A 22,027-nucleotide genomic window follows, 5' to 3' on the forward strand; every position below is an offset into this window, starting at 1 on the left:
CGGGCGCTGCCCAAAGAAAATAAAGCTATTAATGGCGTTATAGAGCACCGCCATGGAGAAGATGACGGATTCCAGCCCGGTATTGATGTGCGCGGCCGCGGTATAAAAGCACCAGAAGTTAAAGCAGAAAACGCAGCATCCCTGAAGCATGCAAAAAAGGTGATCCCGTAGCGCCAGCTTACGCAGTCGACGCAGGGCAAGTAACACCACCATCATCGTGGCGCTGGCCACGGCGAAACGCCAGAAAATCGACACCGGGGCCGCCACGGGACCTTGCTGCAGGAAAATGGCAATCCAGGTGGTTCCCCAGATGACCACGACCAGTCCGTATAATAATGCGTTCATATCATTTCTCTTCTCAAACCACGAAAGCCCGCAGTATGGCGCTGAAATGCGCCGTGGGCTTTCACCAGCTTGCGGCAGACTTGCAAAATCTTGCGCTTTTTTCTCTCCGGGGGACTGGCAACGGGGAACAACAATTCTTAGACTGACAGTTCGATCACTCACGCGCTAACGGTTATGTCTCACGCTTACGATACCTTTGAAACGCTTAGTCAGCAGAATGCCGTCCTGCGGGAGACGGTCTCGCTGAACTCGGGTATTCAACTGGCGGCGTGGTACAACAAGCACGATACGATAACGGTTAAAAGCAATCATCACACCCTGAGCCTGTACGTGGCCGACGGTTATGAGAGCTATCAAAAAACGCCGGGCGGCTGGAAGAACGGCGGGGGACCGGACCGTTTCTGCCTGATGCCGAAAGAGAGTGAATCGACGTGGGATATCCGTGATGACCTGTCGTTTGTCCATCTCTACTGCACCGATGAACACCTGCGCAACGTGGGCGAAAAAATCTGGGATAAGCGGCCGCTGTCGCTGACGCTGGACGAACGCATTTTTGGCAGTGACCCGAAGATCACCGCGCTGTATCGCCAGTTTTTACTTGGCTGCGACTGGCAGCAGCAGGCCAATCAGCTCACCCTGAGTACAGCATCCACGTTGCTGATGACCCATCTGCTGCAAAACTACTCCAACGTTCAGTGGAAGCTGCCGGTCGTCACCGGCGGGTTATCGCCTTTCGTTCTGCGCAACGTGCTGGCCTTCATAGAAGAGCATCTTGGCCAGCCGTTAACCCTGGCCGAGCTGGCGGCGCAGGCAGCCCTCAGCGAATACCATTTTGCCCGCATGTTCCGCCAGTCGACGGGGCTGGCACCGCATCAGTACGTGATGCAGCGACGCATGGAAAAAGCAAAAAACCTGGTGCAGCATAGCGCAATGCCACTAACGGACATCGCGCTGGCCTGCGGATTTAACTCCGCCAGCCACTTCAGTAACCGTTTCCGCAGCGTGATGGGTATGACGCCGTCCCAGCTGCGCGCGGCGAGCGCGTGAAAACAGGGCATAGCATATCCCGCCCAGCACCAGCCCCCAGAATGCCGAACCGATGCCCAGAAGGGTGACACCGCTCGCGGTCATCAGAAACGTGACGATGGCTGCGTCACGTTCGGCTTCATGATTCAGGGCCTGAAATAAACTCCCGCTGAGGGTTCCAAGCAACGCCAGCCCCGCCAGGGTCTGGATCCAGCTCAGCGGCAGTGCAGCCATGATCCCGGTAATAGACCCGCCGAAAACCCCAGCCAGCAGATAAAACCCACCGGCTGCAATGGCCGCCAGCCAGCGTTTAGTCGTATCCGGGTGGGCATCAGCGCTTTGGCAGATGGCGGCGGTAATGGCTGCGATGCAGATGGAGAAGACGCCAAAGGGGGAAAGCAGCAGCGCCAGGCCACCGGTAACGATGATGAGCGGTGAGACCGCCAGCGAGTAGCCGGAAGCTTTCATCGTGGCGAAGCCCGGCGCATTCTGCGAGGCCATGGTCACCAGGAAGAAGGGCAAACCGATACTCACCAGGCTGGTAAAAGTAAAGTCGGGGGCAATAAACTCAGGCATCACAACGGAGAGGCTGACTTTATCGGTGGCAACGTCACCACTTATCCATGCCACGAGACCACCTGCCAGCAGCGTAACCACGATGGCATAGCGCGGCGCCAGCGCTTTTGCCAGCAGCCACGCGGCAATCATGCTACCGCACAGCAGAAAGTGGCCGTCAAGATGTGCAAACGCGTGCAGGCCAAACTGCAGAAGCACGCCTGCCAGCATGGCGGCCGCGAGCGAATGGGGGATCAGCGTCATCAGACGAGCGAAAAGCCCCGTAATACCGCAGAGTAAAATAAGCGCGTTAGCGAAGATAAACACACCGATAGTTTCAGACAGCGTCACCCCTTGCAGGCTGGTGGCGAGCAGGGCGGCTCCGGGGGTTGACCAGGCCGTCAGTACCGGCGCTTTAAACCACCAGGAGAGCGCCAGCGTGCTGACACCCATCCCAATCCCCAGCGCGGTCATCCAGCCCGCGATTTGCTGCGCGCTGGCACCTGCCGCGGCGGCGGCTTGCCAGATAATGGCGGCCGAACTGGCATAACCCACCAGGACGGCGACAAATCCAGCCAGCGTGACTGGAATAAGATGAGAGGAAGGGCGCATGGCAACTCCGTTGTGCGTTATAACGTCCGTATTACGGTAGCACTGTGCGTTATAGCGTACAAGTGGTATGATCATCGGCACCAGGAGGGAACATGGACATCACACAACATCTTGCAGCAACACTGAAAACACTGCGTCAGGCCCGCGGCTGGAGCCTGTCAAAGCTGGCGGACGAGGCCGGCGTGTCGAAAGCGATGCTCGGCCAAATTGAGCGCAATGAATCCAGCCCGACGGTATCGACCCTGTGGAAAATCGCCACCGGGCTGAACGTTCCGTTTTCCGCGTTCATCACGCCAGAGGCAGACAGGCAGGCTGTGTTTGATCCCCAGCAGCAGGCGATGGTCGTCAAACCGCTCTTTCCGTGGGATGAGACCCTGAGGTTCGATCATTTCTCTATTACGCTGGCGGCGGGTGCCCTGAGCGAATCCACGCCCCATGAGGCGGGCGTGATTGAACATGTGGTGGTCATTAGCGGAGAGCTGGAGATGAAAATCGACGGCGAATGGCAGACGGTTTATGCCGACTCGGGCGTCCGTTTTGCCGGTGATAAACCGCATGCCTACCGCAACAGCAGCGACCGGCCGGTGCATTTTCACTCTCTGATCCATTATCCCCGCTGAGGCTACGCAAAACTGTTTCGCTGTCGTAGACTTCTGACTACAATAGCCGCCATTTTGACCATAACGGATAACGACGAAGTATGCGCCTGCAATCCCATCATCTTGAACTTTTAAGCCCGGCCCGTGACGCCGCCATTGCCCGTGAAGCGATCCTTCACGGCGCTGACGCCGTCTATATTGGCGGCCCTGGCTTTGGTGCCCGCCATAACGCCAGCAACAGCCTGCGCGATATTGCCGACCTGGTGCCGTTCGCCCACCGTTTCGGGGCGAAAGTGTTCGTGACCCTGAACACCATTCTTCATGATGATGAGCTGGAGCCTGCGCAACGACTGATCGCCGATCTCTATCAGACCGGCGTCGATGCCCTGATTGTTCAGGACATGGGGGTTCTGGAGCTGGATATTCCGCCGATTGAACTGCACGCCAGTACCCAGTGTGATATCCGCACGGTGGAGAAGGCGAAGTTCCTCTCCGACGTCGGCTTTTCGCAGATCGTTCTGGCCCGTGAGCTGAACCTGAATCAGATCCGTGATATCCACCAGGCGACAGACGCGACGATCGAGTTCTTTATCCACGGCGCGCTGTGCGTGGCCTATTCCGGTCAGTGCAACATTTCCCACGCCCAGACGGGCCGTAGCGCCAACCGTGGCGACTGTTCGCAGGCCTGCCGTCTGCCGTATACCCTGAAAGACGATCAGGGCCGCGTAGTGGCGTTCGAAAAACACCTCCTCTCCATGAAGGATAACGATCAGACCGCCAACCTGGGCGCGCTGATTGATGCGGGCGTCCGTTCCTTCAAGATTGAAGGGCGTTATAAAGACATGAGCTACGTGAAGAATATCACCGCGCACTACCGTCAGATGCTGGACGCCATCATCGAAGACCGCGGCGATCTGGCGCGCGCGTCGGCAGGTCGTACCGAGCATTTCTTTATTCCGTCGACGGACAAAACCTTCCACCGCGGCAGCACGGACTATTTCGTGAACGCCCGTAAAGGCGATATCGGCGCGTTCGACTCACCGAAGTTCATCGGTTTACCGGTCGGTGAAGTGCTGAAGGTGGCGAAAGATCATCTTGATGTTGAAGTGACGGAGCCGCTGGCGAATGGCGATGGCCTGAACGTGATGATTAAGCGTGAAGTGGTGGGCTTCAGGGCTAATACGGTCGAAAAAACCGGTGAAAATCGCTATCGTGTATGGCCGAATGAAATGCCTGCCGATCTCTACAAGGCGCGTCCGAACGCGCCACTTAACCGTAACCTCGATCATAACTGGCAGCAGGCGCTGCTGAAAACCTCCAGCGAGCGTCGTATCGCGGTGGATATCGAGCTTGGCGGCTGGGAAGAACAGCTGATTCTGACCATGACCTGTGAAGACGGTATCAGCGTGACGCATACGCTGGATGGCCTGTTCGAGGTGGCAAACAATGCGGAAAAAGCGCTTAACAGCCTGAAGGATGGCGTGGCGAAGCTGGGGCAGACGATTTACTACGCGCGCGCTATCGAGGTTAACCTGCCGGACGCGCTGTTTGTGCCGAACAGCCTGCTTAACCAGTTCCGCCGTGAAACGGCAGAGCTGCTGGATGAAGCGCGTCTGGCCCAGTATCCACGCGGTAGCCGTAAAGCAGAAGTTGTTCCGGCCCCGGTATACCCGGACACGCATTTATCTTTCCTGGCGAACGTCTACAACCATAAGGCGCGTGAATTCTATCATCGCCACGGTGTGCAGCTGATCGACGCGGCCTATGAAGCGCATGAAGAGAAGGGCGACGTGCCGGTGATGATCACCAAGCACTGTCTCCGCTTCGCCTTCAATCTGTGCCCGAAACAGGCAAAAGGCAATATTAAGAGCTGGAAAGCGACGCCCATGCAGCTGGTCAACGGTGATGAAGTCCTTACCCTGAAGTTTGACTGCCGTCCCTGCGAAATGCATGTTATTGGCAAGATGAAAAACCATATTTTCAAAATGCCGCAGCCGGGCAGCATTGTCGCTTCCGTCAGTCCTGACGATCTGATGAAAACCCTGCCAAAACGTAAGGGGAGCTAACTACCTTACGTGCGTCTCCGGTTTGCGCGATTTCTGCCACAGGTGGTGTTCGCGCAAACCCTCCGCTGACTCTTCCGCTGCGCTGCGTAATTCATCGCTGTCGGCCTCGTGCCGCAGCTGATGCCCCACATTCTTTACCCATACATATTCATGCCCTTTGTGCCCGGCCATAAGCTGCCCTGAAAACAGCGCACAAATAAGCATGACGAGAGATAACCCTTTTTTAATCATGGTTTCACCGCTGAGTGACGTTGCGGGGATAATCATGGCGATTATTTCTTAGTGTTATTATTCAATAATTCAAAGTACGGCAAAGAAAATGTCAAATAGTGTTGGCTCAGAATTCTTTTTAAGAAATATCCTAAATGCGCCTAAAGCACTGTCAACTACCACTTCTGGACCATAAACAGGCGTTTGAATTAGGGATAATCCTATATAATAGGGATTCTCTGGCTAAGGAATGAGTCTTAATAAATGAAAAAAATAATCGCGTTTGCGCTCCTCGTGGCTGCCGTGGGTGCTACGGCAGGGGTTCGCTATATCGGGAATGACGAACCAGAATATATTCAGTCCGCAGAAACCCGTGTTGGTTCATATTTAACCAGCGATTACGGGCGTGTAGCCTGCAATAGCAAAAAAGTAGACGATCAACGCTGGGAATTAGATTGCCTGCATCAGGCAAGAGGAAAAGTATTCCAGTTTGCGGTGTATCCTTCTGAAAAAGCCCCCTATGGTGTTTCGCGTTCGTTTTATCTCGAAGCGATTAATGATGAAGCAAAACAGAGCGCCGAACAGGGTCTGATGCGTTATTTGCAAATCAACACGAAGGCGAGTTAATAGAGCTGTTTAGCTTTCGTTAAGTTAATCAGTGTTAGTTTGTAAGGGATCCGCAGCCCGACCATGGAGCGTCGGGGACGTAGAGACCAAAATACAAATCTATCCATGCAAGCATTTACCGCCAGATAATGGCGGTTTTTTTTTGCCATTTCGCGTATGTGCCCCTCATCCCAGCCCTCTCCCTCAGGGAGAGGGGCGTCTGTGTCGGTATTATGTTGTGGGGATCCCTCAGCGGGCAGGACCTGGACGCGAAAATTGCTTGCGGTACTGGGCCGGCGAAAGGGCAAATTGCTGACGAAAGTGGTGGCGCAACGTCGCCGCCTGTCCAAAACCGGTCTGTTCAGCGATGCTGTCGATGCTCAACCGACTGCTTTCCAGGTAATCTTTTGCTCTCAACAGACGCTCATTGATCAGCCAGCGCGACGGTGTCGTTCCCGTTGCCGCCTCGAAGCGACGAAGGAAGGTACGCTGGCTCATGCCCACCCGACGCGCCAGCGAGTCGACGCTGTGCGGTTCAACGAGATGGTTGTGCAGGAAATCAAACAGCTGTCCCAGACGCTGGCTCTCCCGTAGCTGTGCCACCGGGCGGCTCAGCTGTTGCGGCTGCGAACCATCCCGGTGGGGAGGAATAACCAGCCGACGCGCCACGCTGTTGGCGGTTTCCATGCCATAATCCCGGCGGACGACGTGCAGACAGAGATCGATGCCCGCCGCGCTACCAGCAGAAGTCAGAATATCCCCCTCATCCTGGTAAAGTACGTCTTCAACCACGTCGATGTCAGGGTGGCGGACTTTAAGCGCCTCGATGTAGCGCCAGTGGGTTGTGGCTTTGCGCCCGCTCAACAGTCCCGTTGCGGCCAGCACAAACACACCCGAGCAGATGGACAGCAGCTGGCATCCACGTGCGCTGGCCTGGCGCAATGCGTCGCACAGGGCCCTGGGAACCGGCGCGTCCAGCCCCCGCCAGCCGGGAACCACGATCAGATCCGCAGACTCAAGCAGGCTCAAATCACCATCAGTCACCATGCGGATCCCGCCCGTCGCCCGCAATTCTCCGCTATCCACACCTGCCACAGCAAAGCGATACCAGGCGTCGCCCAGCTCAGGACGTGGCAGGCCAAAAATCTCAACCGCCACGCCAAACTCAAAGGTACAGAGGCCGTCATACGCCAGCACCACCACCTGAGGGCGGGTAACCTGTCTTAAGTTTGTCATCTTTTTGCTGTTTTCTGGCATAAGCAAGCGCATTCATGGGCTGAATTTGTGGATAGAGTAGTGTTAACACAAACGCCAAAGATGAGGAAGGATCATGAGCTATGTTACTGAATTTCCGGCTGCCGAGCCGCAGGAAGCCGTTACCCATTTTCTGCGTCGCCTGAGTGTCGAAACCGACTGTGCCGATGTGCATCATGCCATCGCCAGTCATGAGCAGGACTTTGTGCTGCTGCATGTGGTAGGGAGTGCGGAACAATTTGCCCGTCGTCATGTCCCCGGGGCACTGCACATGCCGTGGAGCCAGATTACTGCTGAACGCATGGCCCGGTGGCCGGACGGCACGCTGTTTGTCGTTTACTGCGCGGGGCCGCACTGTAACGGTGCGGACAGGGCTGCGCTGAAGCTGGCGCGACTCGGGTTGCCGGTCAAAATCATGCTGGGCGGGATCACCGGCTGGGAAGATGAACGCTACGCGTTTGCCAGTCAGGGATCTGTTTCCGCCCTGTGAAGATGAATTTTTTTCAACACCCGTGAAATTTTCTCGTTTGCCGGAGCCGGTGAGGTATGACATCTTTTTTGGACATTTAGACATCCAGAAGTCTAAAGATTCAAATAATGAATTATCACTGCCGGCAATTATTACCGTCAGACAGAGGAGATTTCCATGCAACGACAGCACGCCCCATACCGCGCCGATGTAGTAGGCAGTTTTTTACGTCCGGATGCCATTAAACAGGCCCGCCTGAAGTTCGCCAGCGGTGAGATAGATGCCGGACAGCTTCGCGCGGTGGAGGACGATGCCATTCGCCACGTCGTCGAGCAGCAGTGTGCGTGCGGTCTGCATGTGGTGACCGACGGTGAATTTCGCCGTGCCTGGTGGCACTTCGATTTCTTCGATGGCCTGCAGGGGGTTGAGCGTTACGATTCGCAGCAGGGTATTCAGTTCAACGGGGTACAGACCAAAGCCCACGGCGTGCGCGTCACCGGCAAGCTGGGCTTTGGCGATCATCCGATGCTGGACGATTTCCGCTATCTGAAAAGCATCAGCGGTAATGCGCAGCCGAAGATGACCATTCCCAGCCCAAGCGTGCTTCATTTCCGCGGCGGCCGCAAAGATATCGACGCGACGGTTTACCCGGACCTGAACGTCTATTTTGACGATCTGGCGACCACCTGGCGCGACGCTATCCGGGCCTTCTATGATGCAGGCTGCCGTTACCTGCAACTTGACGACACCGTCTGGGCCTACCTCTGTTCGGACGATCAGCGTCGTCAGATCCGCGAGCGCGGAGATGATGCCGATGAGCTTGCGCAGATCTACGCCCGCGTGCTGAACAAGGCGCTGGAAGGTAAACCGGACGATCTGACCATCGGGCTGCATGTCTGCCGCGGCAACTTCCGTTCAACCTGGATTTCGGAAGGGGGATACGAGCCGGTGGCGGAAGTGCTGTTCGGTACGGTGAACGTAGATGCCTTCTTCCTGGAATATGATAACGACCGCAGCGGTGATTTTGCGCCACTGCGCTTTATTCGCCCGGGCAAGCAGCAGGTGGTGCTGGGTCTGATAACCACCAAAAATGGAGAGCTGGAGAACCCGGAAGGGGTTAAAGCCCGTCTGGAAGAGGCGGCAAAATACGTGGCCAAAGAGCAGATCTGCCTCAGCCCTCAGTGCGGCTTTGCCTCGACCGAAGAGGGCAACAGCCTCAGTGAAACTCAGCAGTGGGACAAAGTCCGTCTGGTGACACAGATCGCCAGTGAAGTCTGGTAAAAACACCGCCCCAGCGCTGCATTATAAAAGTGCAGCGCTGTGCCATTCTGAGTCGTTCTCTTTACATCCCGCGTTCAATCTCCCGCCATAGCGCAATGTTCATTCTGGCATCCTTTTTGCTCCTGCTTCGCTGACACATTTTTTTTCCGCGTCCATGCCGTAACGGACGTTTTTGCACAGCGTTCTTTTTCAGGAGTGAAAATATGCAGCGTCGTACCTTATTAAAAGCCTTTGCGTTATCCGCGTCCGTCGTGGCGATGGGAATGAGTTTTGGTGTGCAGGCGGCCGATACCATCAAAGTGGGGATCATGCATTCTTTGTCCGGCACGATGGCCATCTCCGAAACCCCGCTGAAAGATGTCGCGCTGATGACCATTGACGAGATCAACGCCAAAGGGGGCGTACTGGGGAAAAAACTGGAGCCGGTGGTGGTGGATCCCGCTTCAAACTGGCCGCTGTTTGCCGAGAAAGCGCGTCAGCTGCTGAGCCAGGATAAAGTCGCGGTGGTGTTTGGCTGCTGGACCTCCGTTTCGCGTAAATCGGTGCTGCCTGTCTTTGAGGAACTGAACGGCCTGCTGTTCTATCCGGTGCAGTATGAGGGTGAAGAAATGTCACCCAACGTCTTTTATACCGGTGCCGCACCGAACCAGCAGGCCATCCCGGCGGTGGAATACCTGATGAGCGAAGACGGCGGCGCGGCGAAACGCTTCTTCCTCTTGGGCACCGACTACGTCTACCCGCGCACCACCAACAAGATCCTGCGTGCGTTCCTGCATTCGAAAGGCGTTGAGGATAAGGACATCGAAGAGGTTTACACCCCATTTGGTCATAGCGACTACCAGACGATTGTCGCCAACATCAAGAAATTCTCCGCAGGCGGCAAAACTGCCGTGGTCTCGACCATCAATGGCGATTCCAACGTGCCGTTCTATAAAGAGCTGGCAAACCAGGGGCTGAAAGCAACCGACGTGCCGGTAGTGGCGTTCTCCGTTGGTGAGGAAGAGCTGCGCGGTATCGACACCAAACCGCTGGTGGGTAACCTGGCGGCGTGGAACTATTTTGAGTCCGTGGACAACCCCACTAACCAGGCCTTCGTGGCGGATTACAAAGCCTATGCGAAAGCGCACAAACTGCCGAATGCCGACACTGTCGTCACCAACGACCCAATGGAAGCCACTTACGTAGGGATCCATATGTGGGCGCAGGCGGTGGAAAAAGCGGGCACGACCGACGTAGATAAAGTGCGTGCCGCAATGGCCGGCCAATCGTTTAAAGCGCCTTCTGGCTTTACGCTCACCATGGATGCCACCAACCATCATCTGCATAAGCCTGTCATGATCGGTGAAATTGAAGGCAACGGTCAGTTCAACGTGGTGTGGCAGACGGAACAGCCGGTCCGCGCGCAACCGTGGAGTCCGTTCATCGCCGGGAATGACAAAAAGCCCGACCAGCCGATGAAAACCGCCAGCAACTAAGCCATCACCTCAGGGAGACAAGCCATGAACGTCATGCGCACGATCGTCGCTCTTATATGGCTTACCGGACTGCTGCCAGGGATGGCGCAGGCATCGGATGCCGATCGTTTCGTTGCCGCCAGCCGCACCCAGCAGGCGGAATTACTGACGCAGTGGGCCGCCGCGCCGGATGCCGCCAGGCTGCCGCTGCTTCAGGCGTTGCAAAAGGAAAACCTGTATACCGACAGCCAAAAGCACGCTTTTGCGCAGCGTAATGGCGGAATGGTTCCCCTCGGTGAAGCAAAGGCGACTGAAGGGCAGACCAAAGCGGTCCGGCTGACGAACCGACTGCGCGTACTTGCTGCCACGGCTATCGCTACGCATCAGCTGGTAAGTGACAGTGTCATGGAAAGGCGGGCGGCGGCCCGTCAACTGCAGCGAGATGCGCAACCTGCGATGCTCGCTTTTATGGAAAATCGGGTAAACCGTGAAACGGATGCGGTAGCGCGTCAGACGCTGCTGCTGGCGGCGGCGAATCTCCAGCTGGCAAGCCCGCAGGCGGAGGTGCGTCGCCACGCTGCTGAACTGTTAGGCCAGTCCGACGATCCGGACGTGGTGTCCCGACTCACCCCGTATACCCAGGCGCAGACCGAGCCGGACGCCGGCGTTCGCGCCGCTGCCGAAGAGAGCCTTAACCAGATAACGCACCGCCTGATGTGGGGCGATCTGCTGGGTCAGGCGTTTATGGGGCTTTCCCTCGGTTCGGTGCTGCTGCTGGCCGCGCTGGGGCTGGCTATCACCTACGGCCTGCTGGGCGTCATCAATATGGCGCACGGTGAAATGCTGATGCTGGGCGCGTATGCCACCTGGATGGTGCAGCAGGCCATGACCAGCCTCGCGCCACAGTGGCTGGCGCTCTATCCGGTTATCGCCTTACCGGTCGCGTTCTGCCTGACGGCGGCAATCGGAATGGTGCTGGAGCGCACCGTGATCCGTCATCTGTACGGTCGTCCGCTGGAAACGCTGCTGGCAACGTGGGGCATCAGCCTGATGCTTATCCAGCTGGTGCGCATGACGTTTGGCGCCCAGAACCTGGAGGTGGCGAACCCGGCATGGCTTTCCGGCGGGGTACAGGTTTTCGCCAACCTGACGCTGCCGTGGAACCGTATTGTGGTGCTGGGTTTTGTGCTGCTGGTACTGTTCTTTACCTGGCTGATTCTGAATAAAACCCGTCTGGGGCTAAACGTGCGCGCGGTGACGCAAAACCGCAGCATGGCTGCCTGCTGTGGGGTGCCGACAGGGCGTGTCGATATGCTCGCATTCGGGCTGGGCTCCGGCATTGCCGGGTTAGGCGGCGTGGCATTATCCCAGTTGGGTAACGTCGGACCGGAGCTGGGCCAGGGATACATCATCGACTCGTTCCTGGTGGTGGTGCTCGGTGGCGTGGGCCAGCTTGCAGGGAGCGTGGCCGCGGCCTTTGGTCTGGGCATTTTCAATAAAATCCTTGAACCACAGATGGGCGCGGTGCTGGGCAAGATCGTGATTCTGGTGGCGATCGTGCTGTTTATTCAGAAGCGTCCTCAGGGGTTATTTGCGCTGAAAGGGAGGGTTATTGACTGATGAGCCAGCCGCTTACCTTAACGCTGGCGCGCAAAGCGCCACGCACAACGCAGACCGCAGGCAGCCTGCTGGTGGCGTGTCTGCTGATATTACCGTTTTTCGCCTTACTGCCTGCAACGCATCCGCTGGCGTTATCGACCTGGATGCTGACGCTGACGGGTAAGATCCTCTGCTATGCCACCGTTGCGGTGGCGCTCGATCTGGTGTGGGGCTATGCCGGTATGCTGTCTCTTGGGCACGGTATCTTTTTCGCACTCGGCGGTTATGCGATGGGCATGTATCTGATGCGCCAGGCGGCGGGTGACGGTCTGCCCGCGTTTATGTCATTTCTCTCCTGGAGTGAGCTGCCATGGTTCTGGTGGGGCACCCAACACTTCGCCTGGGCGCTGGTGCTGATTGTCATGGTGCCGGGGCTGCTGGCGCTGGTGTTTGGCTGGTTTGCCTTCCGCTCGAAGATCAAAGGGGTCTATTTCTCGATTATGACCCAGGCGCTGACCTATGCCGGGATGTTGCTGTTCTTTCGCAACGAGACCGGTTTTGGCGGCAATAACGGCTTCACCGGCTTTACCACGCTGCTCGGATTTTCGGTGACGGAAACCTCCACGCGTATTGCACTGTTTCTGGCGACCGTACTGTTGCTGCTCCTGGCGTTGGGGACGGGATTTGCGCTGGCAAAAAGCAAATTTGGCCGAATCCTGACCGCCGTTCGTGACGCAGAAAACCGTCTGACGTTCTGTGGTTACGACCCGCGCGGGTTCAAACTGCTGGTCTGGACGCTCTCCGCGGTGCTGTGTGGCCTGGCGGGGGCGCTCTATGTCCCGCAGGTGGGCATTATCAACCCCGGTGAAATGTCGCCGACGAACTCGATAGAAGCCGCCATCTGGGTGGCGCTGGGCGGGCGCGGCACGCTGGTGGGGCCGGTGATTGGCGCGGCGCTGGTGAACGGGGCGAAGAGCTTTTTCACCGTCGCCATGCCGGAGTACTGGCAGCTGTTCCTGGGGCTGATTTTTATCGCCGTCACGCTGTTCTTACCACGCGGTGTCTACGGTCTGTTTCGTAAGGGAGAGAAATAATGCAGCCAACGGAAGGATTATTTACCCGCCAGTTGCCCGGCGACCGCTACCGTGACCAGACGGATCCGGTGCTTCAGCTTGAGGCCATTAACGTCAATTTCGACGGTTTCCAGGCGCTGACCGATCTCTCGCTGAATATCGGCGTGGGCGAGTTGCGCTGCGTGATTGGCCCCAACGGAGCCGGTAAAACCACGTTGATGGATGTGATCACCGGCAAAACGCGACCAAAAAGCGGGAGGGCTATTTACGATCAATCGATCGACCTGACCGCGCTGGAGCCTGCGGCCATTGCCCGTCAGGGGATCGGGCGAAAGTTCCAGAAACCCACGGTCTTTGAGGCGCTGACGGTGTGGGAAAACCTTGAGATCGCCATGAAAACCGATAAATCCGTCTGGGCGAGCCTGCGGGCAAAACTCAACGGTGAGCAACGCGATCGCATCGATGAGATGCTGGTTTTACTGCGTCTTGGCAACGAACGCGATCGCCGCGCCGGGCTACTGTCGCACGGGCAAAAGCAGTTTCTGGAGATAGGTATGCTGCTGGTCCAGGATCCGCATCTGTTGCTGCTGGACGAACCCGCCGCCGGGATGACCGACGCAGAGACGGAATACACCGCCGAGTTGTTCAAAACCCTGGCGGGTAAGCACTCCCTGATGGTGGTGGAGCACGACATGGGCTTTGTCGAAACCATTGCCGACCACGTGACGGTATTGCATCAGGGGCGCGTGCTGGCCGAAGGCTCGCTTCGCGAGGTGCAGGCCAACGAGCAGGTGATTGAGGTCTATCTGGGGCGCTAAGGAGAGAAGATGTTACAGGTTAACGAACTGAATCAGTATTACGGTGGCAGCCATATCCTGCGCGGCGTCAGTTTTGAGGCCGCCACCGGAGAAGTCACCTGCCTGCTGGGGCGCAACGGCGTCGGGAAAACGACGTTGCTGAAGTGTCTGATGGGGCTGATCCCGGCGAAAACCGGGGAGGTCATCTGGCAGGGTAAGACGATCACCCACAGCAAACCGCACCAGCGGGTACAGTCTGGTGTGGCGTATGTCCCGCAGGGACGCGAGATTTTTCCGCGCCTGACCGTGGAAGAAAATCTTCTGCTGGGGCTGTCGCGCTTTTCCGCCCGCGAGGCGAAGCAGGTACCGGAGGAGATCTGGCAGCTTTTCCCGGTACTCAAAGAGATGAAGCACCGCCGCGGAGGCGATCTCTCCGGCGGACAACAGCAGCAACTGGCGATTGGCCGTGCGCTGGCAAGCCGCCCGCAGCTGCTGATTCTGGATGAACCGACGGAAGGCATTCAGCCTTCGGTGATAAAAGAGATTGGCCAGGTGATCCGCACGCTGGCGAACAGAGGCGATATGGCGATCCTGCTGGTCGAGCAGTTTTACGACTTTGCCGCCGAGCTGGCCGACAGCTATCTCCTGATGTCGCGCGGCACCATTATCCAGCGTGGACGGGGTGAAAACATGGCGCAGGAGGGCGTTCGCGGGCTGGTTGCGATTTGAAATGTTATAATATAACATTCTCATTCTTTTAAAACGGAATGAGGGGGTTATTTTGGCTGCACATGCTGGTAAATGGATCATGACTCTGGGGGCGCTGCTGGTCAGCGGCCAGCTGTTAGCGCACTCGCACGGTCATCAGATGACCGAAGCGGAGCAGAAAGCGGCGAACGGCGTGTTTGAGGATAAAGACGTGAAGGACAGAGCGCTGTCTGACTGGGACGGTACCTGGCAGTCCGTTTATCCTTTCCTGCTGGATGGATCGCTGGATCCGGTCTTTAAACAGAAAGCGCAGAAGGATAAAAGCAAAACCTTCGACGAGGTGAAAGCCTATTATCGTAAGGGCTATGCGACGGACGTGGATGCCATTGGCATTGAAAATAACGTGATGGAGTTCCACAAGGGCAAAGCGGTTAGCCGTTGCCATTATAATTACAGCGGCTACAAAATTCTGACCTATGCGTCAGGCAAAAAAGGCGTTCGCTATCTGTTTGAGTGTCAGGATGCCAGCAGCACGGCGCCGAAGTTTGTGCAGTTCAGCGACCATACCATCGGGCCGAAAGCGTCCTCGCACTTCCATATTTTTATGGGCAACACCTCCCACGAGGCGCTGCTGAAAGAGATGGATAACTGGCCGACCTATTATCCGAATGAGATGTACAAAGAGCAGGTGGTAGAAGAAATGTTGCACCACTGATGCTTTAATGCCGGGTGGCGGCTACGCCTTACCCGGCCTACAAGTTGCTACGCTACCTTGGGTGACTCGCACCACGCCTTCACGCTCATCCCACGCAAAATCATCAGCCACGCAATGACGATGGCGACCATCATAATCACAAACAGCGACCAGTGCGGAAGGTTGGTCAGGATAATCCCGGTGATCATCGGGTTTGCGGCCGCGCCCAGCCAGCCCAGCGCCTGTGCGGAGAAATAGCTTGCCTTCATCCCCGGCGGGGCGATGTTGTCGATCAGCATGTATTCACCGGGCGCATAAATAATCTCACCCAGCGTAAAGATCGCGGCAGCGATACCCCAGTAAATCAGATTCTCCCCGGAGAGCATAAAGCCACCCAGCCCCAGGATAAAAAACAGCGTCGCGGCGGTCATCAGGGGGCGAATATTGCTGGCGGAAATCTTGCGCCCAAGCGCGTATTGCAGCGTCACCACCACGGCGGCGTTTACGGGCAGCACCACGGCGACGACCTTCTGCGCGAAATCGCTGTCGGCGTGGGCGGCCAGAACATACTGTGAAATGCAGCTGGCGAACGATCCGCCCACGTACGACGCGAGCAGGCCGGAGAGGGTGAACCAGAACAGGGCGCGGTCTTTCAGCAACACCGACGGCTGCCAGGGCATTTTTTCCTCGGCGGTATCCAGCGCGACGCTTTTTTGCACAAAGAAATGGATAAACGCGAGCGGCAGCGCGGCGCAAAAAGCGGCTAGCCAGAAGGGCAGCTGTAAGCTGTACATCACCAGCAGGGTGCCGATGGGCGGGCCGACCGTCCAGCCAATGTTCAGGAAGCTATAGTTGAGCGAGAAAACACGCGCTTTTTGGCTTGAGGTGAGCACGTCGGAGAACCAGGCTTTCAGCACCGTCGAAAATACGGAGTAGGCGCAGTTGATCAGGGAAAAGAACAGCACCACCAGCGTGACGTTATCCACCAGCGGGATCGCGACAAATCCGGCAATAAACGCCACGATCGCAATCAGCATGTAGCGTTTTTTATCAAACTTATCCGCCAGAATGCCAAATCCCAGGCTGAACACCACGCCGATGGTCAGCGCAATCGTCAGGGCATAACCAATATTCTCGACGCTCATGTTGTAGACGCGCGTGAGATAAATGGTCATGAACGGCAGCGTCGCTCCCCGACCGATGGTTAACAACAATGACGATGCCAGCAGCGCTGCGGTTGAGCGCCTGAGAGATGGTTTCATATTTCTGCCCGACAGTTGCTTATGCTTTTATTAGAGGTGTGTTAACAGGATTACCATGACATAAGGGGCTTGTATAGCACCTGGTTTATCCGTAAGTGCTTCAGCTGCCTGCCAGAATTAATGATCTTCTCGCAGCGTCCTTTTTTCTGTTACCTTGAAGTGTTAACAAATTATTAATAATTCAGGGGCAGGGTATGACGCGTAAAGACGGACTGCTGGCGTTGCTGGTGGTCGTAGTATGGGGGCTCAATTTTGTCGTCATTAAGCTGGGATTGCACAATATGCCCCCGCTTATGCTGGCCGGTTTGCGTTTCATGTTAGTGGCGTTCCCGGCGATCTTTTTTGTTGCGCGTCCAAAAATCCCGTTCAAATTACTGCTGGGCTATGGCCTGACCATCAGCTTTGGCCAGTTCGCGTTTCTCTTCTGCGCCATCAAGTTTGGTATGCCTGCCGGTCTTGCCTCGCTGGTTTTGCAGGCGCAGGCGTTCTTTACCATCATTCTCGGTGCGTTCGTATTTGGCGAACGTTTGCAGGGCAAACAGCTGGCGGGGATTACGCTGGCGGTGTTTGGCGTACTGGTGCTGATTGAAGCCAGCCTGAATGGTCAGGATGTGGCGCTGCTGGGCTTTATGCTTACGCTGGCGGCGGGGCTGAGCTGGGCGTGCGGGAATATCTTCAACAAGCTGATTATGCAGCACGCGGCGCGGCCGCAGGTGATGTCGCTGGTGGTCTGGAGCGCGTTAATTCCGGTCATCCCGTTTCTGGCGGCGTCGTTTATTCTGGATGGTCCGGATGTGATGCTGAGAAGCCTGGTCGATATCGATTTGACCACGATCCTTTCTCTGATTTATCTGGCCTTTGTCGCCACGATTGTGGGCTATGGGACCTGGGGTTCGCTGCTGGGGCGTTATGAAACCTGGCGCGTGGCGCCCCTGTCTCTGCTGGTGCCGGTGGTTGGGCTCGCCAGTGCGGCGCTATTGCTGGATGAAACGCTGAGCGCGCTGCAGTTGCTGGGGGCCGTGCTGATTATGGCGGGGCTGTATATCAACGTGTTTGGCTTGCGGGTACGGCGGGCGGCGCGCGTCAGAGGCTAGAGCATAAAAAAGCCCCGCAGTGGCGGGGCAAAAACGAATCAGAAGCCGTGCTGATTATAATAAGGCACGCCTAATTCGTCGGATTTGTCGCTACCAGTCCCCATGTGGTTGAAATCATAGGGTGACTGGTCATGTGCTGACGGCAAAATCATCGTGCCACGATTATTTTGCTGCGTTGCACCTGGGGTTTGCTCCGCGAAGGTCTGGCTGGAAAACAGCACCAGCAAGGCGAGGGCGGCGGAGGCGATAACTTTCATGATTTCCTCGGTTACGTCTTTTACAGGCGATGATTAACTACAATGTTTTAACGGATACAGGTATCGGGATTCTCCGGGTACGCTGGTGATTCGGTACTTATGAGGCGGCACGTCAAAATAGTTCTTAAACGTACGCGTCAGGGTTTGCTGTGATTCAAATCCGTAACGCTCTGCCAGATAAAGGATCGGCTCATTGCTTTCTTTCAGTTTCTGGGCAATTTCCGTCAGCTTGCGACTGCGAATATATTGACCTAGTGAATGGCCGGTCTCTTTTTTGAACATCCGTTGCAGGTGCCATTTGGAGTAACCTGAACGCTCTGACACTTTTTCAAGGGAGAGCGGCGATTCCAGGTTATCTTCGATCCAGTCCAAAATGCTATGAATGGTGATAGCGTCAGTATTGCGTCTGGACATCGTCATACCTCTTTTCTGTTTACGGCAGTATTTTCTTCAGCAAAAGCTCAAGGGTTGCCACTTCATCTGCCGTTAAGTTTTTTGTTAGTTCCTGATGCAGTGTTTGTCCTACTAATTGATGACATTGCTCGCACATGGCCGCGCCATCGCAGGTGAGCTTGACCAGCACGCCGCGTTTGTCATTCGGGTTAGGGCTTCGTTCTACCCATCCTTTGCAGACGAGACGATCCAGCATGCGGGTTAACGCACCCAGATCGACAGAGAGCACCTTTTTCAGCTCAACTGGCGTGATACACACTTCGCAGCGAATGGAACACAGCACTTTGAACTGTGTTGCGGTGATATCCAGCGGTGACAGATAGTCATTGAGCAGGCGATCTTTTTTCTGGTTGACCATATGAATAAGACGACCCAGCGGAACAACGTCGTTAAAGATATCACTGGTGCTTTTCACAATGGTTGCCCTGGCAAGTAGTTTAGTCACGGCAGATATTATTGCTCAGGCAAGTATAAGTCAACTGAATGAATCAGCCGATGCCACGAATTGCTAAAACGTTTCATGAACTTTTTTTGAACGCTTTCAAATCATATAGATAACTCAGGGTTATCCTTACTTACGGAAAATAATCGTTACGTTGCGCAGATGGCTTAACGTCACACTTTCCCCCTATACTTGCGGGGATGAATATGGATAAGGACGACGATGCATTATGTTGGATTTAATTAAAGCAGTGAGTCTTGGGCTGGTGGTGCTGCTGCCGTTGGCAAACCCGTTAACGACGGTGGCGCTTTTCCTCGGGCTGGCAGGGAATATGAACAGCGCCGAGCGTAACCATCAGTCAATGATGGCTTCCGTCTATGTGTTTGCCATCATGATGGTGGCTTACTATGCGGGGCAGGTGGTGATGAACACCTTCGGGATTTCCATCCCTGGCCTTCGCATCGCCGGGGGACTCATTGTCGCCTTTATCGGTTTCCGCATGCTGTTCCCGGCGCAGAAAGCGCATGAGTCGCCGGAAGCCAAAAGCAAATCCGAAGAGCTGGAAAGCGAACCGAGTGCAAATATTGCCTTTGTGCCGCTGGCTATGCCGAGCACGGCGGGGCCGGGTACCATCGCGATGATCATCAGTTCCGCCTCTACGGTACGTGATAGCGCCACCTTCCCGGACTGGGTCCTGACGGTTGCGCCACCGCTGATATTTGCGATTATCGGGATCATTGTGTGGGGGTCACTGCGCAGTTCCGGTGCGATTATGCGCTGGGTAGGTAAGGGCGGTATTGAAGCTATTTCCCGTCTGATGGGCTTCTTACTGGTCTGTATGGGCGTGCAGTTTATTATTAACGGCGTGCTGGAGATTATTAAAACTTACCACTGAGGTGATTGCCGGGTGGCGGCTTCGCCTTACCCGCCTGGGTTATTACAGGCTTGTAGGCCGGGTAAGCGCAGCGCCACCCGGCACAAACAAACGTCACCCGTGCTGACTCTGTTCCTCCAGCGCCACCGGCCATTTGCGGAAGATGAGCACTGACCAGATAAGCGCGACCAGGGCCGGAATAGCGCCCAGATACCCAATCGCCGACATCGAGACATGAAGGCTAATCTGATTTCCCACCAGCGCGCCCGCGCCGATGCCCAGATTAAATATCCCCGAGAACAGTGACATGGCAACGTCCGTCGCGTCCGGTGCCAGCGCCAGCACTTTTACCTGCATGCCAAGGCCGATGATCATGATCGCCACGCCCCAGAACAGGCTCAGGATCGCCAGATGGCTTTCGCTGCCCGCGGCGGGCATCAGCAACAGCAGGCAGGCGAGCAGCAGGCCAATGGCGCCGCTCACAAGCAAGGAAGCATGCTGATTACCCAGCTTGCCAAACAGCACGCTGCCGATAATGCCCGCACCGCCGAGGATGAGCAGTAACAGGGTGGCAAAATTGGCGCTAAAGCCTGCCACCACCTGAACAAACGGTTCAATGTAGCTGTATGCCGTGTAATGGGCGGTCACCACGATTACGGTAAGCAGATAGATACTCAGCAGCGCAGGGCGACGCATCAACAGCGGCAGGCTTTTCAGCGAGCCAGAGTGTTCGCTCGGCAGCGCGGGCAGCAGCTTAATCAGACACACCAGCGTAACCAGTGCCCCCATGCCGATCGCGAAGAAGGTCGTACGCCAGCCGAAGTATTGCCCCACGATGCGGCCAATCGGCAGACCCAGCACCATCGCCAGCGCGGTGCCGGTGGCAATCAGGCTCAGCGCCTGGGCGCGTTTACCCGCCGGGGCCAGGCGTATAGCCAGCGACGCGGTGATCGACCAGAACACCGCATGGGCGAATGCAATGCCAATCCTGCTCATGACCAGCACCGTAAAATTCCACGCCATAAACGACAGAACATGGCTGGCGATGAACAACACGAAGAGACCGATCAGCAGTTTGCGCCGCTCCATCTGGCTGGTCAGCAGCATAAACGGCAATGACATCAGCGCCACCACCCAGGCGTAGATGGTCAACATAATGCCCACCTGAGCCGTTTCCATCTGGAAACTGTCGGCAATGTCAGACAACAGCCCAACCGGAACAAACTCTGTGGTGTTGAAAATAAACGCGGCAATGGCCAGCGTGACCACGCGTAGCCACGCAACCCTGCGGGAAACTGTGTTCGTTGTCATAGGGATGTCGGAGATTCGTTGCTGGAAAGAAGAGGAGACGATCTTAAAACGTCAAACGGCGAAAACTCAACCATTATGTGACGCAGATCTCAATATTTACCTTGTGAAAGCGGTAGCCGGGGAGGGTGTTTTCATTGAATATAAAAGAACAACACAACAAAAACAGGCGGTAAGACAATGCAGGAGATTGATTTTTATCTGGTAGATGCGTTCAGCGATACTTCGTTTGGTGGCAATCCGGCGGCGGTTTGTCCGCTGAAAGAATGGTTACCCGATGAAACGCTACTGAAAATGGCGCAACAGCATAATCAATCGGAAACGGCCTTTTTCGTCTGCAGCAAAGGGGGCATTGAGCTACGCTGGTTTACAACGCTCACCGAAGTCAATCTCTGCGGGCATGCCACTTTGGCCGCCGCGTACGTCCTGTTTCATGAACTGGATTACCCCGACTCGCGGATCCACTTCGACACCGCGTCTGGCCGCCTGACGGTCAGCCGGGAGGGAGAGTGGATGACGCTGGATTTCCCGGCGTGTCCGACACATAAAGAGACGCCACCGCCAGAGATGATCGCGGCGCTGGGTATCCGCCACTACGTTGACGCCCGTAAAGGGCGCGCGTGGGTGATCGTCCTGGAAAACCGCCAGCAGGTTGAAGCCCTTATGCCGAACCTGTCTGCGATGACACCGGGTGAGCACAAAGTTAGCGTGACGGCACCGGGCGAGGGGGAATATGACTTTGTCAGCCGCTTCTTCTCACCGGGCGTTTCCGTCCCGGAAGATCCGGTCACCGGGTCCGCGCACACGATGCTGATCCCCTACTGGAGTGAAACACTGGGCAAAACGACCCTGTTTGCCCGTCAGGTGTCGGCGCGGGGCGGTGACGTGCGTTGTGAGCTGAGAGGGGAACGGGTGCTGATGAGCGGTCAGGCGTCGTGCTACCTGAAAGGCACGGTGTATCTGCGCTAAAAACTGATAACAAGAGAGGG

Annotated in this window: 24 protein-coding genes; 15 read left to right on the forward strand and 9 right to left on the reverse strand. The window is 56.2% G+C overall.

The annotated features are described in order from the left end of the window. On the reverse strand, positions 1 to 345 hold a 345-nt coding region (locus L977_RS15770), incomplete at its 3' end, for an EamA family transporter (RefSeq protein WP_047626150.1). A gap of 174 nt (positions 346 to 519) precedes the next feature. On the opposite strand from L977_RS15770, the gene L977_RS15775 reads away from it, so the two are divergent. Further along, the gene (locus L977_RS15775) at positions 520 to 1,392 is read left to right on the forward strand and encodes a helix-turn-helix transcriptional regulator (protein WP_047626152.1); all 873 of its coding nucleotides are present in this window, start codon (positions 520 to 522) and stop codon (positions 1,390 to 1,392) included. Here the strand turns inward: L977_RS15775 and L977_RS15780 are convergent. Continuing rightward, on the reverse strand, positions 1,282 to 2,538 hold the full coding sequence (locus L977_RS15780) for a benzoate/H(+) symporter BenE family transporter (RefSeq protein ID WP_023330397.1): 1,257 nt from the start codon (positions 2,536 to 2,538) through the stop codon (positions 1,282 to 1,284). The two genes, L977_RS15775 and L977_RS15780, sit on opposite strands and share 111 nt — an antisense overlap. Positions 2,539 to 2,630: 92 nt before the next feature. Between L977_RS15780 and L977_RS15785 the strand changes: the two genes are divergently transcribed. Then, positions 2,631 to 3,158, forward strand: coding sequence for a helix-turn-helix domain-containing protein (locus L977_RS15785; RefSeq protein ID WP_014883809.1), 528 nt, complete (start codon positions 2,631 to 2,633; stop codon positions 3,156 to 3,158). An 80-nt stretch (positions 3,159 to 3,238) separates the two neighbouring features. After that, the gene (locus L977_RS15790; RefSeq protein ID WP_023330399.1) at positions 3,239 to 5,203 is read left to right on the forward strand and encodes a peptidase U32 family protein; all 1,965 of its coding nucleotides are present in this window, start codon (positions 3,239 to 3,241) and stop codon (positions 5,201 to 5,203) included. On the opposite strand, the gene L977_RS15795 is transcribed toward L977_RS15790, so the two are convergent. Continuing rightward, positions 5,204 to 5,434: a DUF2554 family protein gene (locus L977_RS15795; protein ID WP_014883811.1), complete on the reverse strand. Its 231-nt coding sequence runs from the start codon at positions 5,432 to 5,434 to the stop codon at positions 5,204 to 5,206. It abuts the gene before it with no gap. 243 nt (positions 5,435 to 5,677) lie between these two features. Here L977_RS15795 and L977_RS15800 point away from each other — a divergent pair, with 243 nt between their 5' ends. Continuing rightward, complete coding sequence (locus tag L977_RS15800; RefSeq protein ID WP_014883812.1) at positions 5,678 to 6,040, forward strand: hypothetical protein; 363 nt, start codon at positions 5,678 to 5,680, stop codon at positions 6,038 to 6,040. 228 nt (positions 6,041 to 6,268) lie between these two features. On the opposite strand, the gene ftrA is transcribed toward L977_RS15800, so the two are convergent. Continuing rightward, entirely contained in the window at positions 6,269 to 7,276 is a 1,008-nt protein-coding gene (gene ftrA, locus L977_RS15805) for a transcriptional regulator FtrA (RefSeq protein WP_047626154.1), read from the reverse strand. Positions 7,277 to 7,349: 73 nt separating this feature from the next. On the opposite strand from ftrA, the gene L977_RS15810 reads away from it, so the two are divergent. The 8 genes from L977_RS15810 to zinT all read left to right on the forward strand — a co-directional run bounded on the left by L977_RS15810 (position 7,350) and on the right by zinT (position 15,369). Continuing rightward, a complete protein-coding gene (locus L977_RS15810; RefSeq protein ID WP_014883814.1) occupies positions 7,350 to 7,763 on the forward strand; it encodes a rhodanese-like domain-containing protein in 414 nt (137 codons plus the stop codon). Positions 7,764 to 7,919: 156 nt separating this feature from the next. After that, positions 7,920 to 9,023: a cobalamin-independent methionine synthase II family protein gene (locus L977_RS15815; RefSeq protein ID WP_014883815.1), complete on the forward strand. Its 1,104-nt coding sequence runs from the start codon at positions 7,920 to 7,922 to the stop codon at positions 9,021 to 9,023. Positions 9,024 to 9,226: 203 nt separating this feature from the next. Beyond that, entirely contained in the window at positions 9,227 to 10,498 is a 1,272-nt protein-coding gene (gene urtA, locus L977_RS15820; protein WP_014883816.1) for an urea ABC transporter substrate-binding protein, read from the forward strand. A 24-nt stretch (positions 10,499 to 10,522) separates the two neighbouring features. Then, positions 10,523 to 12,097: an urea ABC transporter permease subunit UrtB gene (gene urtB, locus L977_RS15825; RefSeq protein ID WP_045268138.1), complete on the forward strand. Its 1,575-nt coding sequence runs from the start codon at positions 10,523 to 10,525 to the stop codon at positions 12,095 to 12,097. After that, positions 12,097 to 13,170: an urea ABC transporter permease subunit UrtC gene (gene urtC, locus L977_RS15830; RefSeq protein ID WP_047626157.1), complete on the forward strand. Its 1,074-nt coding sequence runs from the start codon at positions 12,097 to 12,099 to the stop codon at positions 13,168 to 13,170. The genes urtB and urtC overlap by 1 nt, the downstream gene beginning before the upstream one ends. Beyond that, positions 13,170 to 13,967, forward strand: a complete 798-nt coding sequence (gene urtD / locus L977_RS15835; RefSeq protein ID WP_023330407.1) for an urea ABC transporter ATP-binding protein UrtD — start codon at positions 13,170 to 13,172, stop codon at positions 13,965 to 13,967. The genes urtC and urtD overlap by 1 nt, the downstream gene beginning before the upstream one ends. A gap of 9 nt (positions 13,968 to 13,976) precedes the next feature. After that, positions 13,977 to 14,675: an urea ABC transporter ATP-binding subunit UrtE gene (gene urtE, locus L977_RS15840; protein ID WP_014883820.1), complete on the forward strand. Its 699-nt coding sequence runs from the start codon at positions 13,977 to 13,979 to the stop codon at positions 14,673 to 14,675. Positions 14,676 to 14,727: 52 nt separating this feature from the next. Continuing rightward, the gene (gene zinT, locus L977_RS15845; protein WP_014883821.1) at positions 14,728 to 15,369 is read left to right on the forward strand and encodes a metal-binding protein ZinT; all 642 of its coding nucleotides are present in this window, start codon (positions 14,728 to 14,730) and stop codon (positions 15,367 to 15,369) included. Positions 15,370 to 15,416: 47 nt separating this feature from the next. On the opposite strand, the gene ydeE is transcribed toward zinT, so the two are convergent. After that, entirely contained in the window at positions 15,417 to 16,610 is a 1,194-nt protein-coding gene (gene ydeE / locus L977_RS15850) for an efflux MFS transporter YdeE (RefSeq protein ID WP_014883822.1), read from the reverse strand. A gap of 194 nt (positions 16,611 to 16,804) precedes the next feature. Between ydeE and eamA the strand changes: the two genes are divergently transcribed. After that, positions 16,805 to 17,704: an O-acetylserine/cysteine exporter gene (eamA, locus tag L977_RS15855; RefSeq protein ID WP_047626159.1), complete on the forward strand. Its 900-nt coding sequence runs from the start codon at positions 16,805 to 16,807 to the stop codon at positions 17,702 to 17,704. 38 nt (positions 17,705 to 17,742) lie between these two features. On the opposite strand, the gene marB is transcribed toward eamA, so the two are convergent. Genes marB through marR form a run of 3 tightly spaced genes read right to left on the reverse strand, consistent with a single transcriptional unit; the run spans position 17,743 to position 18,829 of the window. Further along, a complete protein-coding gene (gene marB, locus L977_RS15860) occupies positions 17,743 to 17,961 on the reverse strand; it encodes a multiple antibiotic resistance protein MarB (RefSeq protein ID WP_014883824.1) in 219 nt (72 codons plus the stop codon). Between the two features lie 33 nt (positions 17,962 to 17,994). Beyond that, positions 17,995 to 18,375 carry an MDR efflux pump AcrAB transcriptional activator MarA gene (marA, locus tag L977_RS15865; RefSeq protein ID WP_008502237.1) on the reverse strand — a complete coding sequence of 127 codons (381 nt, stop codon included), beginning with the start codon at positions 18,373 to 18,375 and terminating at the stop codon, positions 17,995 to 17,997. Between the two features lie 19 nt (positions 18,376 to 18,394). After that, positions 18,395 to 18,829 carry a multiple antibiotic resistance transcriptional regulator MarR gene (gene marR, locus L977_RS15870; protein ID WP_014883825.1) on the reverse strand — a complete coding sequence of 145 codons (435 nt, stop codon included), beginning with the start codon at positions 18,827 to 18,829 and terminating at the stop codon, positions 18,395 to 18,397. A 256-nt stretch (positions 18,830 to 19,085) separates the two neighbouring features. On the opposite strand from marR, the gene L977_RS15875 reads away from it, so the two are divergent. Beyond that, positions 19,086 to 19,751: a MarC family NAAT transporter gene (locus L977_RS15875; RefSeq protein ID WP_014883826.1), complete on the forward strand. Its 666-nt coding sequence runs from the start codon at positions 19,086 to 19,088 to the stop codon at positions 19,749 to 19,751. 93 nt (positions 19,752 to 19,844) lie between these two features. Here the strand turns inward: L977_RS15875 and L977_RS15880 are convergent, their stop codons facing one another. Beyond that, positions 19,845 to 21,041, reverse strand: a complete 1,197-nt coding sequence (locus L977_RS15880) for a sugar transporter (protein WP_047626162.1) — start codon at positions 21,039 to 21,041, stop codon at positions 19,845 to 19,847. A 177-nt stretch (positions 21,042 to 21,218) separates the two neighbouring features. Between L977_RS15880 and L977_RS15885 the strand changes: the two genes are divergently transcribed. Next, positions 21,219 to 22,007 carry a PhzF family phenazine biosynthesis protein gene (locus tag L977_RS15885; protein WP_023337288.1) on the forward strand — a complete coding sequence of 263 codons (789 nt, stop codon included), beginning with the start codon at positions 21,219 to 21,221 and terminating at the stop codon, positions 22,005 to 22,007. Positions 22,008 to 22,027 lie beyond the last annotated feature (20 nt).

Origin of the sequence: Enterobacter sp. ZOR0014 (assembly GCF_000798855.1) — a bacterium.
GTDB classification, from domain to species: Bacteria; Pseudomonadota; Gammaproteobacteria; order Enterobacterales; family Enterobacteriaceae; genus Enterobacter; species Enterobacter kobei.

Coding starts and splice junctions, on each gene's coding strand:
- ydeE (WP_014883822.1), bottom strand. CDS start 16,610: ATGAAACCATCTCTCAGGCGCTCAACCGCAGCGCTGCTGGCATCGTCA.
- eamA (WP_047626159.1), top strand. CDS start 16,805: ATGACGCGTAAAGACGGACTGCTGGCGTTGCTGGTGGTCGTAGTATGG.
- L977_RS15810 (WP_014883814.1), top strand. CDS start 7,350: ATGAGCTATGTTACTGAATTTCCGGCTGCCGAGCCGCAGGAAGCCGTT.
- L977_RS15880 (WP_047626162.1), bottom strand. CDS start 21,041: ATGACAACGAACACAGTTTCCCGCAGGGTTGCGTGGCTACGCGTGGTC.
- L977_RS15815 (WP_014883815.1), top strand. CDS start 7,920: ATGCAACGACAGCACGCCCCATACCGCGCCGATGTAGTAGGCAGTTTT.
- urtC (WP_047626157.1), top strand. CDS start 12,097: ATGAGCCAGCCGCTTACCTTAACGCTGGCGCGCAAAGCGCCACGCACA.
- L977_RS15790 (WP_023330399.1), top strand. CDS start 3,239: ATGCGCCTGCAATCCCATCATCTTGAACTTTTAAGCCCGGCCCGTGAC.
- ftrA (WP_047626154.1), bottom strand. CDS start 7,276: ATGCCAGAAAACAGCAAAAAGATGACAAACTTAAGACAGGTTACCCGC.
- L977_RS15780 (WP_023330397.1), bottom strand. CDS start 2,538: ATGCGCCCTTCCTCTCATCTTATTCCAGTCACGCTGGCTGGATTTGTC.
- urtA (WP_014883816.1), top strand. CDS start 9,227: ATGCAGCGTCGTACCTTATTAAAAGCCTTTGCGTTATCCGCGTCCGTC.
- urtD (WP_023330407.1), top strand. CDS start 13,170: ATGCAGCCAACGGAAGGATTATTTACCCGCCAGTTGCCCGGCGACCGC.
- L977_RS15795 (WP_014883811.1), bottom strand. CDS start 5,434: ATGATTAAAAAAGGGTTATCTCTCGTCATGCTTATTTGTGCGCTGTTT.
- marB (WP_014883824.1), bottom strand. CDS start 17,961: ATGAAAGTTATCGCCTCCGCCGCCCTCGCCTTGCTGGTGCTGTTTTCC.
- urtB (WP_045268138.1), top strand. CDS start 10,523: ATGAACGTCATGCGCACGATCGTCGCTCTTATATGGCTTACCGGACTG.
- L977_RS15875 (WP_014883826.1), top strand. CDS start 19,086: ATGTTGGATTTAATTAAAGCAGTGAGTCTTGGGCTGGTGGTGCTGCTG.
- L977_RS15775 (WP_047626152.1), top strand. CDS start 520: ATGTCTCACGCTTACGATACCTTTGAAACGCTTAGTCAGCAGAATGCC.
- L977_RS15785 (WP_014883809.1), top strand. CDS start 2,631: ATGGACATCACACAACATCTTGCAGCAACACTGAAAACACTGCGTCAG.
- L977_RS15800 (WP_014883812.1), top strand. CDS start 5,678: ATGAAAAAAATAATCGCGTTTGCGCTCCTCGTGGCTGCCGTGGGTGCT.
- marA (WP_008502237.1), bottom strand. CDS start 18,375: ATGTCCAGACGCAATACTGACGCTATCACCATTCATAGCATTTTGGAC.
- urtE (WP_014883820.1), top strand. CDS start 13,977: ATGTTACAGGTTAACGAACTGAATCAGTATTACGGTGGCAGCCATATC.
- L977_RS15885 (WP_023337288.1), top strand. CDS start 21,219: ATGCAGGAGATTGATTTTTATCTGGTAGATGCGTTCAGCGATACTTCG.